This window comes from Pseudoalteromonas sp. OANN1, assembly GCF_024124685.1.
Taxonomy (GTDB): domain Bacteria; phylum Pseudomonadota; class Gammaproteobacteria; order Enterobacterales; family Alteromonadaceae; genus Pseudoalteromonas; species Pseudoalteromonas piscicida.
The window spans coordinates 86,545-102,063 of record NZ_JAMXSE010000002.1 but is presented as its reverse complement, the minus strand read 5'-3'; the positions used below and the strand labels follow the sequence as shown (position 1 = coordinate 102,063).

Sequence of the window (15,519 nt, the reverse complement as noted above, 5' to 3'; positions counted from 1 at the left end):
ATTTTTCGCTATTGTACGCCACATTGGCTAAAAACAACAACGCCAGCGTACTAGCTGGCGTTGTGAATAAAGCAAATAAACAATTTTACTTCTTCTTTTGCTGCTTACGTACATTTGCAATACGAGAGCGGTTTTTTAATCTTGCTTCTGCACTTGCTTGATTCGAAGGCTTATTCACCCGCGCCTTACGACGTTGATGCGCGGGTTTCTTCTGGATAGTCTCAACCAATCTTTCACGGTTTGCTACTTCGTAGCCCGGCAGATAATAGCGTGAAATTTGCTGCTCAATTAACTGTTCAATATGAATAAGATCAGATTCTTCTTCACGGCTTACAAAGGTGATCGCATAACCAAACTGACCTGCGCGACCTGTTCTTCCGATGCGGTGAACATAATCTTCGGCAAGGTAAGGCACATCGTAGTTAACCACGCGTGGCAGGCCAACGATATCCAATCCGCGAGCTGCGACCTCGGTTGCAACCATAACGCGTACTTTGCCTTCGGTGAACTCTCTTAGAGCGCGACGACGAGCGCCTTGAGTTTTGTCGCCATGACATACATTTGCATCTATGCCATCAAGCTTTAGCTCTTCAACTAGCTTGTCTGCGGTTTCTTTCATATTGACGAACACCAGCACTTGTTGCCAATTTTTGGTCCCGATCAGCTCAGATAGTAACTCGCGCTTACGTTCTTCTTTAACTGGATAAACAACGTGGCGAACCGTGTCGGCTGTACTATTTTCTGGCGTCGCTTGGATTAACTTAGGGTGATCCAACACTTGTTTCGCGAACTGCTTCATTGCAGACGGGAAAGTTGCAGAAAACAACAATAGCTGCTTTTGCTTATCCACCAGCTCAATGATTTTTTGCATATCGGTGATAAAGCCCATGTCTAACATGCGGTCGGCTTCGTCTAACACTAAGTGTTTAACGTTACTCAACGTGACATTACCTAAGCGGATATGGTCTAACAAGCGTCCAGGGGTCGCTACTAAAATATCCACGCCCTGCTTTAAGCGCTCAGCTTGGCCATTGGCGTTAACCCCACCAAACAGTGCCTGCACTTTTAAGTCTGTGTACTTTGCAAATGTCGCACAGTTGTTGGCGATCTGCTCGGCAAGCTCACGCGTTGGCGCCAAAATCAACGCTCTTGGCGTCGACTGTGCTTCAGCCTCAAGCAATTTTTGGATGATAGGTAATGCAAAAGCTGCGGTTTTCCCAGTTCCAGTTTGCGCTGTTGCGAGCACATCACTACCTTGACGGACAGCTGGGATAGCCGCCTGTTGAATTGGCGTTAATGTATGAAAATTGATGTCTTGCAGCGCATCTAAAAGAGGCTGTGCGAAACTAAATGAAGAAAACGTTGCCATAATAACCTACGACCGAGTCAAAAACGGTCGCAGATTATAAATGACAAACCGACTTTTAACAAAACTTAAGCAAGGTTTCGTCAATTAATTTTGGTGTCGAGCCGACAAAGTCACTTTCTTTTAACTGAGAGAGGAGTTCAATTCCCTCTTTTTGTTGAGCTTGCGACAGTGGCACATAAGGTAATCTAAATACCGGTTTGACCGCACCGGTCATAATCAAAGCCGAATTGATAGCGATTGGATTTGGTTCGCAGAACAGCCAGTTCATTAACGGTTGTAGTGACTGGTTTAGTTCTGGGCTCGGTGTATCCATTAATTGTCTAAATAAACCCGGAATGATGTTTGAAGCAACAGAAATAACGCCATGAGATTGGCTGTTATGACGGCTATCGTGGGCTTGATCATCGTTACCTGACCAACACGCAATGCCTTTCGCTTCATAGTGCGCGATACGCTCATCACCCGCACATTCTTTCATACCAACAAAATGCTTGTGGCTGGCCAGCGGCTCTATAATATCAGGCGTAATATCTTGTCCCGTTCTGCCGGGCACATTGTAAATAAAGCCAGGACCGATTTCCAAGACTTCTTTCAAGTGTGCCTTCACACCGGTAATTGAGGTTTTACCATAATACGGGTTTATTTGTAATGCACAGTGCATACCTGATGCAAACCCATATTCAGTCGCTTTTTTTGCTTCTCTGGTGTTATTGCTGCCAGTGTTACCAACAATGAGCAATTTATCACCAAATTTATTCGCAGAATGGGCAATGAGCATTAAGTGCTCTTCCCAATTCATCAGTTGGCCTTCACCTGTGGTGCCACCGACAACAATACCATCGACACCGCCTGCTATTTGCGCTTCGACTAGCTTGTCGTAAGTATCTAAGTCAATTTCACCCGCCATTGTGTAAGGGGTTTTAATAGCGGTAATTAAGCTTGCTTTTTTTATTGATTGGATCTGATGCATGGTCTTTCTATTACTCTTCCAGTTGACAGCCATTTTTACCATAAATCTGACTGAGATCCGACCCATAAACCTGAGTAAATCGGTTAAATCTAACGAAATTTAACTTTAGTGCTTGTTATTTGCGTAAAGATCCAGCAAAATCCAAAGTACTGTATATTTATCCAGTTTAATTTTATGGGACTGACACATTTTCTAAATACGCACTTTTATACCACTTTGGAGCTGAGCAGCAGCTTAAAGATACCTGAAGAACAGCTCTTAGAATGGCAACAAATGAGCCTATTCCCAAATCCGAGTTATAGTATTCAAAATCAAATTAAGTGTAGTTCGTACTTTGGCCTGTACGAATGTGAAGAATATACTGATTTTTATGCCCGAGGCCTACTCAATTGGGGGCAACTTTTACTTAAACATAAAGTAGATCAATCAAGTAGTGCATTTGAGTTATTTCAACAGCGTTACTGTGAAGCACTTGCGAAATGTATTGAAAAAGGCTTTTACACCGAAGATCCAAGCTTTAGTGATGATCTTACAGAGCATGTACAGCAAGTTTGGCAACAGTTTTTATGTGGCAAGTATGGGGTGATCAGCCAAAATGGTCTCGTAGAGGAAGCGCTTTATATCGACCTAGGGCGCGCGATTATCGACGACATTACAGAAGCAAGAACCGCCAGCAGCATTGCCCCAGAGCAGCGTAGTCAAGTACACAGCGCCATGAAGCTACTAAACAAAGCATTGGCAGCCAATACTCAAGCTGAGCAAACAGAGTCGCTACGCACTCGATACATTGACCAATTGATTAGTAAGTACGACTTATCAATCAAATAATCTGCCGTCTGGCGCACAACCGTTTCGCCAGACAATCTATGCGTATTTATATTTGCTGTTCTATGTGCGCACGAATTATCTCAAATGCTTTTAAGACCTTTAACTGATCTTTACATAAGCTGTCGTACCAAGCATCGAACAGTTCATCATCTTGCTCACTGAGCGTTTGATACTGTGCCAGTAGTGTCACTATGTCACTATGTGTGCAAGAGAGTGTGTCTAATTCTTGCTGTAACGCGCTGTCATCGCTGCTGTGAAGCTTAGCTAAAATTGAGTTATCTAACTCAGCATGTTTATCCATAATAAATGCTCTATATCTGTATTGCGTTGGCGAACAAAGTACCTTCGCGAACGTACTAGGTTTTAATTATTTGCTAGGCCTCTCTCATTTAGTGAAGGTTATTAACCGTTAAGCCAGCCTCAATTGGATCTCACTCTTTTATCTCATATCTATCAAACCAAAAGGCTTACATCGATAGCTATATTCCAAAAAAGTCTATTCGCTACTATTCCGGTTAGGTGTCAACACCAATATGACTACTTGAGAAACTATCTAGAACTAGTTATATCAGGCAATTTTAAGGAAAGTAAGCCCCTTTTAATCAACTGCTCAAGATGCATTCAGTTTAGTTCCGCATGCGTCGACAAATTAGGCGTATCGCACTAAATAGCGGCAACGACAAATTAGTTGTTGAGAATAGTTTTTATTTGATTTATATTGATACAATATAACAACACATTTTTTAGGAGTCGTTGTCGTGAAACCCAATATCCACCCTGATTATCAACTTGTTGCCTTCCATGATACATCGGTTGATAAGTACTTTATTGTTGGTTCAACCATTAAATCAGACAGAACCGTTGAACTAGATGGTAAGACTTACCCTTACTTCCCAATTGACGTCTCTAGTGCGTCTCACCCTTTCTACACTGGTAAACAGAAGTTGGTGGCAAGTGATGGTCGAGTTGCACAATTTAACCGTCGCTTTAAAAACCTTGCGACTAAAAAAGGATAAACCAGATGAAAGTACTGAGCTCACTCAAAAGCGCTAAAAATAGACCGGGGTGCCAAGTCGTAAAAAGACGCGGTCGGGTTTACGTAATTTGTAAATCTAATCCGCGATTTAAAGCGGTTCAAGGTAAAAAGAAGAAGAAACGTTAAAGGTCAAAATAAGTACGTTTTAAAGGTGGGCATTGCCCACCTTTAAACTAAAAGGCTAGTCTTTTGCTTCCCACAATGAGAATTCGCCTAGTTGAATTAGCCTTCCGCTAGCGCCGCCAATTCCACCGCTTTCACGGGTATGCTCAAGTTCCAAACGATACTGGGTATACGCATTTGGACTCTCGATAGCAAAGCTATAGTATTCCATCGTATTAGGTAGTTCGTTGAACTGTTGAGTATCCAGCGTAATCCAATTCGTACCGTCATTTGAGCCCTGTAGCTGCCACGCATTAGGAAAGCGATGAGGGTTGTCTCCCGCTGTCGCTAATGAGTAGTATTTTGCTGTTTTAGCGCTGTCAAACACATAGTTAACCTGGGCCTTATCAACCTGTTTTATCGGTAACAAGTCAGGCGCATATTGTGCAAGCCAAGCGGGGGCTTCCAACACCACATTAAATTTAGAGATAATATTTCTATCATTAAGCTTATCTGCTCCCTCATTAAAAGGCACAAGTGCAGTACCGTTTGTTGTTACCTGAGTGCTAGTGGGTGCAAAGTTCTGATAGCCAAGTGGTACTGGTGGTAACTTACCGACGCTTGCAAGGTAGACTTGATACTCTTCAAATACCGTATCAATCCCACGTTGTTCACCAAATATAGATTTAAAAGCGGTGTCTAAACTCCACGCATCAAGCGTTTTTGCTGCCGCATTAAACTTGCGGATAAAATCGGTGTTACGGTGACTTTTTTCTACCCACTCAAAGAAGAATGCTGTTTGATCGTAAGCATCAACATTGTAGTGTTCCATCCAGCGAACTCCACCGCGTCTATGCTCTAAGTAACCAGCATCTATTCGAATAAAGTTAGCTAGCGCTTCAAGATAGGTGTGATAATCCGTGCCCGGACGATATTCACCTTCAGCCGGAACATTATTGTAGCCATGAGTCAGCTCATGCCACAGCACGCCAATGACTTCGTTACGGATAGCCTCATCTCCAAGACCCTCTAGATTGGCGATGTGCTTAACATCAAACCTAAGCTCCATAAATTTGCCTTCACCAGCCTTTGAAGCAGGCGCGTCAAAGTCTCCAGTGATAAAAGTAACGTGCTCAAAAACGTTTATTTCGGTTACATTATTAAATAAGCGCTTGGCAATCTTCAAAGAGATCTCATGAATAAGGGCATTTAGATCTGGTACCGCACGTTCAAGCGCCAGCTGTCCTGGGTGCTCTGGTAGTTCCTTTTTCACTTCAATCACAGGCTCTGGAAACCCTGCCCATGGCGAGACTGGATCCCACACACGGATAAAGTCTTGCTGAACTAATGTCGCTTCCCCTTTGTCGTTACTCGCAACCAGTGTAATGGTTTTTGGCCCTAAAGCTTCAAACTTAACCAATGGGCTTTGCTCTGTACTTGTCGCAGGAATACCACCTTCAAACGTCCACAGCCAGCTAGTCGGGTTAACTAACGACTCATCTCTAAAAACAATATACTCAGAGACTTCTGGAGTCGTGTTTGTTGCATTAAATGCAACGATAGGAATATCCGATACCGTTTTGATTTCGAGTTCCGCTAGTTGCGTAATATCAGCACCATAGCTATCTGTACCACCATGTACTAAATCAAATTTGAAGTAGCGATACTTTTCGCCGCTTTCGGCCAATTCAAAATTGCGAGTCAGTCCTCGAGCAGAGAATATTTCTCCCGCTCTTGAGTCCAGCTCAATCCAATCTGATTTATCATTTGAGCCGTATACTACCCACTGTTTTGGATCTCGGTTCGCTTCATCGTTTGCTGACGTAAAGCTATATTCTCTAAGTTCAATCTCTGTAGCAGCTTTAAACACTACAGTGACGTTTGACGCAAAAGCCAGGAATTTTGTACTCGTGTTAGCGTCGATAAGTTTGTCGACACTTTCACCTGCGGGCGAGGCTTGTACACCATCCGCTAAAATAGCCTCAATCTCAACCCCAGTATCTGAGGTGATATTACGCAGTGCGCCAGAGTCTGGCTGCCCGGATGATTGAGTTTGCTCTGGCTTATCACGTTCAACAAATTCAGACCCATCATTACAGCCTATTAGTGTCGCAGCGACGGCCATTGCCACCGTTGATAGCATTAATTTTCTCATTTCGTTACCCTTTATTATTAAAATTGGTAGTTAACTTTTAGTAAGAATTCGCGACCGTTCGTGTCATAATTACCCGCTTTATAGAATGGGTAACTTCTAAACGAGTCGTCTTGAGGTGGCATCGCATTTAATAAGTTTTGTACCGTAAACATCACTCGCGTGTTGTCATTAATGTAATGACCAATGGTTAGATTATGCTTTATCCATGCAGGTAACTTTTCTCTTTGACCAAAATCAGCACCGTTCCAATTTTTTCCTTTATAATTTACCTGCCATGAAATTGCGGTCTTTTCCAACTGCCAAGTCAGGTTAAACGATGCCATATCTTTGAAGTTATAGTTATCTTGACTGTCTAACACATCTTCAAGCGGATCTTCGGGACGAAGCTTTTCTTTTTTCTTTAAAACATGGCTGTAATCAAGCTTATAAATAAACTCGCCAAGTTCTGACTCAAACGTACCTTTCACACCAAAATTGACGCCGCCATGTTGTCTTTCCGCGGCGTTTATATAACCTTCTCTGATAATTGCTGCGGTGTACGGTAATCCTTTTTTCGTGTTCCCTAACCAGTCGGTTGCCAAACCATCTTGGTCAAAACGCTGTACTCTGTCTTGCATATTGGCGCATTTAGCAGAAGACGAATCAATTAAGCCGTTTTCACACTTCCAGACATTATCAAGAATTTCGCCAGACCCAAGTCGAGTAATTTTGTCTTTAAGGACAATGTCATAAACATCAACATTGAATGACAGCTCAGGGGAGTACTCATACACAAGACCAAAGGTTAATGAATGACCTGACTCTTCTTTTAAAGTTGGATCGCCTGCCGAGATTGTCTCAAAGTCAGCATCTAACTTTGGCTCGTTGATATTTGTTGTGTCTAAGTCTGCGCAGCTGATAGTTAATGCATCAGCATTATATTGAGCGGGATCACCTGTGGTTTGAAAGCGTAGGCAAGCATCTGCAATCACTCTGTCCGAGCCACGTCCAAAGTTACCAGCAAACCCTTGATATACTGAGCTCATGCTAGGACCTCGGAACGTTGTTCCATACGCACTTCTTAGCATCAGCGCGTCAGTGGGAGAGTATTTAAAACCGACTTGATAAGTGAATGCCCCACCAACATCAGAAATATCATCATAGTGGTCATAACGCAGCGCAATTTCACTAGAGATCTGTTCGGTAATAGGGATCATAAATTCTGTCGCCGCTGCATAACGGTTACGTTCCCCATCGGTGATAACACCAGTCAGACCGACAAATTCTTTATTTAGTATTCTGCTATCAGGTGTCGCCCTCGTCCCTTCTTTCATCAGCTCAATATATGCTGCAAAAGACACAAATCCAGCTGGCAATTCAAATAAATCCCCGGACAGATCTGCGGTTAGCGTTTCATTGAACGATAAGCCATCATAGGTTGCCCAATCAGCCATGTTATACATATTGTCTTGGGTCAGAGGCGCAAAAAAAGCTTGGTAATTTGGACGGTAGATTGGCATGCCGTCAACCTCTCCCAACTTTGGTCCTTTTAGCCAGTTATTTCCTTCAACCGTGTGATGCAAGTACCTATCAGAGAAATCGTATTGTGAACGGCTGAAGCCAACGGAATAATAGTAATCTGCTATTTCCCCTTCAAGACCAAAACTAAATGAATAAGATTTATCATCGTATACCCGGCCTAAGCCATCATTTGTATATTCTGAATCATTCACTATCCGCCACATATACTTAACTGGAGCGCCGTAGCCACCAGCTTTATTTTTGATATCAGGATCCCAAAACATGGAACCGTGAATTGACTCTGCATGAGCAAAGAAGAAAGGATTTCGTGCCCCTTTCTTTTCTTGATCGATATAAAATCCGTTAACAAAGAAGCTGTGTTCGTCGTTAATGCTGTACACCGAGTTGATATACAAACTCATGGATTCAACTTGGTTTCGTAGCAAATTATTACCGGTTTCATCCCACCCACAGCTTAGGCCGTAATCATTGCGGCTTATAAAGTGCTGAACTGCAGTTGGGTGTGGATTATCATCTGTATTACAGTACTGCGCTGAATATTGATTTTTGAACTCGGTGTTCTCAGCCCATACGGTAATTGAACGATTGAGTTCTCGTTTGTTTGTTGGGTCTGGATTATCCCAAACGCTGTCATGAAAAGGTCTGTCGGCACCTGTTAGCGCTTCTTCCGTCTTGTATTCTAGCGAGTAGTCAAACGTAAAGTTGTCTTGTTCAAAACCACCAACAAACGACAAGCCTTTTTTATCACCCGTACCATAGGTATCTTGGCCGTAGAATGCTTCAACGACATGCTCGTCCATACCTTTTTTGGTGATAATATTGACTACCCCAGCCATTGCGTCTGAACCATAGATTGCAGAGCCGCCGCCGGATTGAATATCGATGCGCTCAACCATCGCCGTTGGCAACATATCGAGATTAACAAAATTAGTTTGGCCACCGTAAGGCATTGGGTAATAGGCCAAGCGCTTGCCATTAACGAGAATAAGTGTGTATTCAGGTCCAACGCCTAATAGGTTTAACTCTTTGGCGCCAGGTGTATAGGAGCCAGTTTCTACTTCACCGAGGACGGCACCACTGGCGGCTGAAATGCTACTCAGTGCGTCATACACTGTGTTAAAGCCACTTCTTACCATATCAGCGGAAGAGAGACTTTGAACATTGGTAACACCTTCAATGGCGATACGCTTAATACGAGACCCTGTCACCTCAACACGTTCTATTTCTTCTGCTTGTTCATCTGTTGCGGCTGTTACTGAGTTAGTTGTTACCGCTGCAAGAACAGCAGCGGCGATCAGGCTATGTTTATACATTATTGTTGTCATAAGACCCCCACAATTTAAAGGAACGTTCCAATTTTTTATTAAAATTCTATTTCTCCCTTAGCAAAACCAACAAAGTATTAGGCAGAAACCAAAAAGGGAACGTTCCAATTATGAGCAATAAAACAAACCTGTCAACAAATTATGTACATTTACAGTACAGTGATGACAAATTGTAATCACCTAGTTCTTGCTAGTTCATTGCAATTTCTTGGTATTTAGCTCACTTTGGTAACGAGACCAAAGCTTATCAAGGGACTCTCCAGTAACTGATTTTATTGCATCTTCAAATGACCAATCTTCTAGTTTTACCGCAGTTTGATTAAAACGATAGGCAAAATCAGGATGAGACTCAGCGAGCCATGCGAGAAAGAACCCAGTATTTGTGTATCCACCAACCCAAGAATCTGACGGCTTAGGTGAACGGGTTTTATGGAATCCAGCTTGAATGCGAATGAGATCAGCCATTCCTTCAATAAATGCATGGACATCGGGTTCAGCATAACTTCTTTCTTTTGGAAATAGCTGATATCCATGGGTAAGTTCGTGCCAGAGCACACCAAGGAGTTCGTATTCCACTTGCTCATCTGGTTGTGCAGCGAGTTTTTCGGTGATGTACTTTGAGCTAAACACGATTTCCATATTTGTTTCGTCTCCAGAACGATACGCTATTGTGTCCATCCACTTTAGCCTAAATGTAACTTGCTCAAACTCTGGCAGCTCTGCAAAGTGTTTGTACAACCTAGGGGCCAATTGGCGAGTTACGTCATCCACCGTACTGGCTATATCAGGAAAGAGTGCTTGCAGGCGTTTCGACCCTGCCGACTCAGTATCTTCGATAACCACTTTGACCTTTGGCGGCTCAAAGCCTTTCCAAGGGTGATTTGGATCGTAGATTTTTAAATAGTTCGCACGGGTTTTAAGGTCGGAGCCATGCGCATTTTTAGTCATTAGAGTAACATTGTAGTTACCTGGCTTGTCATAAACTACTTCAACACTTTTTGTGGTTGGCAGCGCCGCTTTGCCCTCAACCTTCCAGTTCAGTGCTGTAGGTGAGTTTGCAGATATCGACTGCAGAGAAATTGGCTCATTAAGCTTGGCAACCGTTTTATCTGCAGTAAAGTTCGCCAGTGGTAAGTTTGTTTGTGCATAGAGCGCCAAATCAGCGATTTGCAAAAAGCGGTCGCCCCACTGCGTTTTACCTTCTTGTGCTATCGTAAAGCGCACGTACCTCGCATCCGTTGTTTTGGCTAGGTCGAAAGCGAGTGTTTCACCCCGCCTTGAAAATACGATATTGTTGCGTTTATCAGCCTCTTGCCATACCTTACCATCTATAGATACGGCAACAGTCCAATGCTTTGGGTCTCGAGCGGGTGCATCTTGGGCTGAGGTGAGACTATATTGTCCAAGCGCTTTGACGTCTTTCAGATCAAATACAATCTCAGCGCTAGATTGCTTAAATAAGAATTTGCTTTTTAACGATCTATCAACTAATTGCTCTATTCCCTCACCTTGGATTTGCTCCTTTACGTCGCTCGTTACAGAGAATGCATCGCGTTCGGTGATGTCGTAGAGCGCATTGGCATTCGCTGATGAGGAGCCACAAAATGAGAGTAAAATTAGACTGGCTATTGAGGAGGTTTTCATCAAAATTTCCCAGATTAAAAACAAACATACTGGATCGTTCCAATTAATAATGCAACTTATTTTGAGCAGATTTTTATGTAATTTCTAATAAGTACAGAAAAGGATATCGCTATTTCACCGCTTTTGGAGCTGATGGAAAACTAGCGAGTGAGCCAGAAAGATCAAGCCACGACTCGCTAGTCTTTTTGCCATGTTCAACTAAAGCCAAGACCGATAAGCTAAGCCGCTGTGATAGCACAAGGAATAACCACAGCGATAGGATAAGTTAACTATTCGAATCTCAGCTTAGCTACCAAATAGTAACTCCCAAAAGCCCGGTGGCTCGTGTAGTTTGTGGTATTGCTTTCTCAGTTCATCAATTTTTAAAAGCATTTCACGGGCTTTTTCAACTCTTCCCGAGTCTACTTCTTGGCTCGCCTCAGTAATGGTTTCGAGTACTTTATTCAAGCCCTCAACTGACTCGGCAGACACCTCTTGCTTAAACTGAAATTGCTTACTTTCATTAACGAGTGTAGTCAGCTCGGTTAAGTGTGCTTGCATTTCTTGAGCAGATTGCGCTTTCATAGCCTGCTTATAAATATGGCCCATTTCCTTCATGGTTTTATTCAGTTCGCTTGACTCATGCGCCCCCCCTGACATCGAAAACAACAATACGAATATAAATACGATTTTTCTCATCAAAGTCCCCTTACTCTTTGCGCGCTAGTATAAAGCAATTAACGCATGAGCTAAATTCAATGCTATGAAAAATATGCAGGTTCCGAATAACATTCAAAAAACAGGCAGATAGCGCAACGATTCTAGCGTAAGCTATACTTGTAGCGTATTTAGCAGCACACTTTTTGAATATCAAAAATGTAGAGACTTATGATCCGAAAATTGTTGTTCATCTTTTTATTTTTATCACCGATGGCCGTGCTATCTGCACAACGATTCAACGTTCAGTTTGTAAACCCCGGCTTTGCAACAAAAAATCCTACAGGGGATTTTTGGTATAACGTCAGCAACGTGATGACTGCGGCAGCTACTAACATGAATATTTCCCTTAAAATAAGTTATGCGCAGCGCAACCATATTTTGATGAAATCGCTCGTAGAGCAAGCCTTGAAAAGTGATGCTGATTACCTTGTGCTGGTTAACGAAAAGTCGAGTGTCGTTCCCTATTTGTTAAACACCAAAGCCACCAAAATCAAGATTATTTTCTTGCTCAACGGACCGACTAAAACAGAGGAAGTAGCTCTGTTAAAGTCAGGACACCAACTCATTGGCACCATTGAGCCAGACAATTTCCAAGCCGGTTTTAAGTTAATGCATCAACTTGCGCGAAAAGCGCTTAGATCTTCTAATCCATCACAGCATGTATTAGCTTTGCTCGGTGATGTGGCGACGACTGCGGCATTAGACCGACAAAAAGGCATGCGCGCTTATCTTGAGCACCATACAGAGCTAGAATTAATTGCAGAGGCAAATTGTCAATGGTCTCAGAATGAAGCTTATCGCCTCACTAAAGCGTGGTTACAGCGAGATCCCGCAATCACAACTGTTTGGGCTGCCAATGATCCTATTGCTTATGGCGCATTACTCGCGGCTAAAGAGTTAAACCGTAAGATCGTCATAGGTGGGATTAATTGGGATGAAGGTATTGCGCCTAAGTTAGATGTTTCGATTGGAGGGCATGTGTTGCTTGGGGCCTATACCTTAGCTCGATTAGCACAATATCATAGAGACTTCACACCGATAGACAGCGTGACCTTATCTATATTCGAACCGCTGGATGACGCTCACTTACCTTTGTATCATGCCATACATGGAAACTTTCCTGAACACCTGGACTTTTTACGTTACATTAACGACCCAGCGCAATTTACCATTACAGAACTAACTCACTCACTTAATAAAAATAACCACAATAATAATATAAAAAATTGAGAATTTAAGAACGATTAATTAATGCATTAAACAAAACCCAGAAAGATAATGCAATTTAAACCTGTCCAATCTTTACACATTGACAGCGATGTCAACACCTGTTTTAGTAACAAACGTAAACAACATGTAAAACAGGTGAAATATGAAAAACAGTAATACAGTAGTAAAACTTCTTAAGCTTTCGACCCTTAGTGCCTGCGTTTGTGCAAGCCTTTCAGTTGCTCACGCAGATACACAGCGCGTTATTGTCACATTAAAAGACAGCGCAACACCAAATGTTCTGCCAGTGCGCTTAAATCAAGCAGAAGCGGCGCAGTTTAAAGCGCAGGCTTTGTCTGAAGCTGCCTACTCCACCTTAGGTACAGCGGCTGTCAACACATTGCCAAGCATTAATGCATATGTCGCCGAAGTTTCTTCTGCGCAAATGCAACAACTACAAGCAAGTGGCAATGTTGCGCAAGTAGAAATTGACCCTAAACGTTATTTGCCAAGCGTAGAAACTTCGGCAATTGATTTACTTGCTGAAACCACACCTTACGGTATTAATATGGTGCAAGCTAACCAAGTATCTGACGGCTACAGCGGCAACCGTAAAGTCTGTATTATGGATACAGGTTATACGCTAGGTCACCAAGACTTACCTAGCACAGGCGTTACTGGTAATGACGGCTATGGTAACTACGACACAGGTGTGTGGAGTAACGATGGTAACGGCCACGGAACACACGTTGCCGGCACAATAGCCGCTTTAGGTGGTAACGGCACAGGTGTGGTCGGGGTAAATCCATCAGGGCAACTAGGTCTTCATATTGTTAAAGTGTTTAATGACCAAGGCCGCTGGGCATACGGTTCCGACCTCATTAAAGCAATTGAACAGTGTGAGCAGGCAGGCGCCAATGTAACCAGCATGAGTTTAGGTGGTAGCGGCAGCTCTACAGCAGAGCGTAATGCGTTTGAACAAAGTTATCAGCGTGGCATGCTACATATCGCAGCCGCTGGCAACGCGGGTAATAGCTCGTTGAGCTACCCAGCATCGTATAATGCAGTTGTATCTGTGGCAGCGGTCGATAGCTCTGAGTCAAAAGCCTCTTTCTCTCAATACAACAGCCAAGTAGAAATTGCAGGTCCGGGGGTTGGTGTAAACTCAACATGGAATAATGGCGCGTATCGCAGTATTAGTGGTACTTCAATGGCAACGCCGCATGTTTCTGGTGTTGCAGCTTTAGTGTGGAGCCACTTCCCGCAATGTACTGCTCAGCAAATTCGCCAAGTATTGAATACAACAGCAAAAGACAAAGGCCAAGCAGGTCGTGATACTTCTTACGGCTATGGTATTGTGCAAGCAAAAGCGGCGGTTGATTATCTAACAAATAATGGCTGTGATACTTCAGGTGCAGTCAATGCAAACTTTAACTTCACTGTATCCGGTCTCACTGCGACATTTAACAACCAATCAACAGCAGGTAGTTATCAGTGGGAATTTGGTGATGGTGCAACAAGTTCACAAACCAATCCAGCACACACCTATGCTAGTGCTGGCACATATCAAGTGACACTCACTGTGACAGCTTCAAATAACAGAACTGCTTCTAAAACACTGGCAGTTACCGTTAGTGATGCACCAGCCGGGTGTAATGGTATCCAAGAATGGAGTGCAACTAAGTTCTACAATACGGGCGACCGGGTTTCATTCAAAGGCTTTGAATATCGTGCTACGTACTGGTCACAAGGCGCAAGCCCAGAGATCTACTCAAACGTTTGGACTAAAGTCGCGCAATGTAAGTAAGTTAGTCATTTTAAGTGGCGCTTAAGCGCCACTATTTAATGCCAACATTGCACTACAACACAAAATAACAGAGATCATCAGCCATTCTTTTATTGAAATTGCCTCTTTAAAGAACCACATCCCAAGCATACTCGCGCTGACTATGCCAATGGCTCTTTTCAATCCTTCAACAAGCCCCGGCTGAATTTCGGTTAACGCCTGCATTTGAAAGATAACAGCGACAGCGAATACCACAGAAGAAATAGCCCAGAGCAACCAATGTGCGCGGAAATCTTGATTTTTAAATTGTGGTCGTAACAAGATTAGATTAACAAAAAATACCATAAAGGTTAGAAACCCAGCATGAAAAGAGAGCGAGCTGTGTTGCAAAGCCTGTTTATCGAACACGATACAAAGCCCCCAGCAAAAAGAGGTGATTGCAACTTGTTTTGCACCAGGCTCTTGAAAAGAGAACCTGCCTCCTTGCAATAAAAACGAAGCGAGAACAATCGCAGCGATTAGTATTGACTGCAGTGTGGTTAAAGGTTCCCCAAGTAGCAACCAAGCAAACACACCTGCAAGTGCTGGAGTGATGGATAAAAGAGGCAGGATAACCGCCATTCGCCCAAGCGCAAGGGCCTGAATAAAGTTTACGCTACCAATTGCAGCCAAAATTCCGCTAGCTATCGCAGGTGCTAGATAAGCAGAACTTGGAAGCTGTTTGTCAACAACCAACCAATAGCCTATGTATGCAGGTAAGACTAGCAAACTAAATATCACCGACATTTGCGCGGCTGAATAATGGCTCGCTAGTCTTTTTCGTAAAAAATCAAATACAGCCCAATTTAACGCACTGAATAAGGCTATGACCATTC

13 protein-coding genes are annotated in these 15,519 nt (G+C 43.1%); 5 read left to right on the top strand and 8 right to left on the bottom strand.

The annotated features are described in order from the left end of the window. Nucleotides 1-85 precede the first annotated feature (85 nt). Entirely contained in the window at nt 86-1,369 is a 1,284-nt protein-coding gene (locus NH462_RS02505; RefSeq protein WP_017216738.1) for a DEAD/DEAH box helicase, read from the bottom strand. 55 nt (nt 1,370-1,424) lie between these two features. Further along, on the bottom strand, nt 1,425-2,339 hold the full coding sequence (locus tag NH462_RS02500) for a dihydrodipicolinate synthase family protein (RefSeq protein WP_017216737.1): 915 nt from the start codon (nt 2,337-2,339) through the stop codon (nt 1,425-1,427). A 174-nt stretch (nt 2,340-2,513) separates the two neighbouring features. Here NH462_RS02500 and NH462_RS02495 point away from each other — a divergent pair, with 174 nt between their 5' ends. After that, nucleotides 2,514-3,167: a DUF6058 family natural product biosynthesis protein gene (locus NH462_RS02495; RefSeq protein ID WP_017216736.1), complete on the top strand. Its 654-nt coding sequence runs from the start codon at nt 2,514-2,516 to the stop codon at nt 3,165-3,167. 46 nt (nt 3,168-3,213) lie between these two features. Here NH462_RS02495 and NH462_RS02490 read toward each other — a convergent pair whose 3' ends face one another. Further along, a complete protein-coding gene (locus tag NH462_RS02490) occupies nt 3,214-3,468 on the bottom strand; it encodes a hypothetical protein (RefSeq protein ID WP_010373062.1) in 255 nt (84 codons plus the stop codon). A 457-nt stretch (nt 3,469-3,925) separates the two neighbouring features. Here NH462_RS02490 and NH462_RS02485 point away from each other — a divergent pair, with 457 nt between their 5' ends. Beyond that, nucleotides 3,926-4,183 (top strand): type B 50S ribosomal protein L31, encoded by a 258-nt coding sequence (locus NH462_RS02485; RefSeq protein WP_010373063.1) that lies wholly within the window; start codon nt 3,926-3,928, stop codon nt 4,181-4,183. A 5-nt stretch (nt 4,184-4,188) separates the two neighbouring features. Continuing rightward, nucleotides 4,189-4,329, top strand: a complete 141-nt coding sequence (gene ykgO / locus NH462_RS02480; RefSeq protein WP_010373066.1) for a type B 50S ribosomal protein L36 — start codon at nt 4,189-4,191, stop codon at nt 4,327-4,329. A 55-nt stretch (nt 4,330-4,384) separates the two neighbouring features. Here the strand turns inward: ykgO and NH462_RS02475 are convergent, their stop codons facing one another. The 4 genes from NH462_RS02475 to NH462_RS02460 all read right to left on the bottom strand — a co-directional run bounded on the left by NH462_RS02475 (nt 4,385) and on the right by NH462_RS02460 (nt 11,628). Then, nucleotides 4,385-6,460, bottom strand: a complete 2,076-nt coding sequence (locus tag NH462_RS02475) for a basic secretory protein-like protein (protein ID WP_253103660.1) — start codon at nt 6,458-6,460, stop codon at nt 4,385-4,387. Between the two features lie 17 nt (nt 6,461-6,477). After that, nucleotides 6,478-9,306: a TonB-dependent receptor gene (locus NH462_RS02470; protein ID WP_253103657.1), complete on the bottom strand. Its 2,829-nt coding sequence runs from the start codon at nt 9,304-9,306 to the stop codon at nt 6,478-6,480. Nucleotides 9,307-9,501: 195 nt separating this feature from the next. Further along, nucleotides 9,502-10,950: a basic secretory protein-like protein gene (locus tag NH462_RS02465; protein WP_253103654.1), complete on the bottom strand. Its 1,449-nt coding sequence runs from the start codon at nt 10,948-10,950 to the stop codon at nt 9,502-9,504. 285 nt (nt 10,951-11,235) lie between these two features. Beyond that, nucleotides 11,236-11,628 carry a cytochrome b562 gene (locus tag NH462_RS02460; RefSeq protein ID WP_010373073.1) on the bottom strand — a complete coding sequence of 131 codons (393 nt, stop codon included), beginning with the start codon at nt 11,626-11,628 and terminating at the stop codon, nt 11,236-11,238. A gap of 189 nt (nt 11,629-11,817) precedes the next feature. Here NH462_RS02460 and NH462_RS02455 point away from each other — a divergent pair, with 189 nt between their 5' ends. After that, a complete protein-coding gene (locus NH462_RS02455; protein ID WP_253103650.1) occupies nt 11,818-12,879 on the top strand; it encodes an ABC transporter substrate-binding protein in 1,062 nt (353 codons plus the stop codon). A gap of 142 nt (nt 12,880-13,021) precedes the next feature. After that, a complete protein-coding gene (locus tag NH462_RS02450) occupies nt 13,022-14,665 on the top strand; it encodes a S8 family serine peptidase (protein ID WP_017216730.1) in 1,644 nt (547 codons plus the stop codon). Nucleotides 14,666-14,686: 21 nt separating this feature from the next. Here NH462_RS02450 and NH462_RS02445 read toward each other — a convergent pair whose 3' ends face one another. Then, nucleotides 14,687-15,517, bottom strand: a complete 831-nt coding sequence (locus tag NH462_RS02445; protein ID WP_253103647.1) for an EamA family transporter — start codon at nt 15,515-15,517, stop codon at nt 14,687-14,689. Between the last annotated feature and the right edge of the window lie 2 nt (nt 15,518-15,519).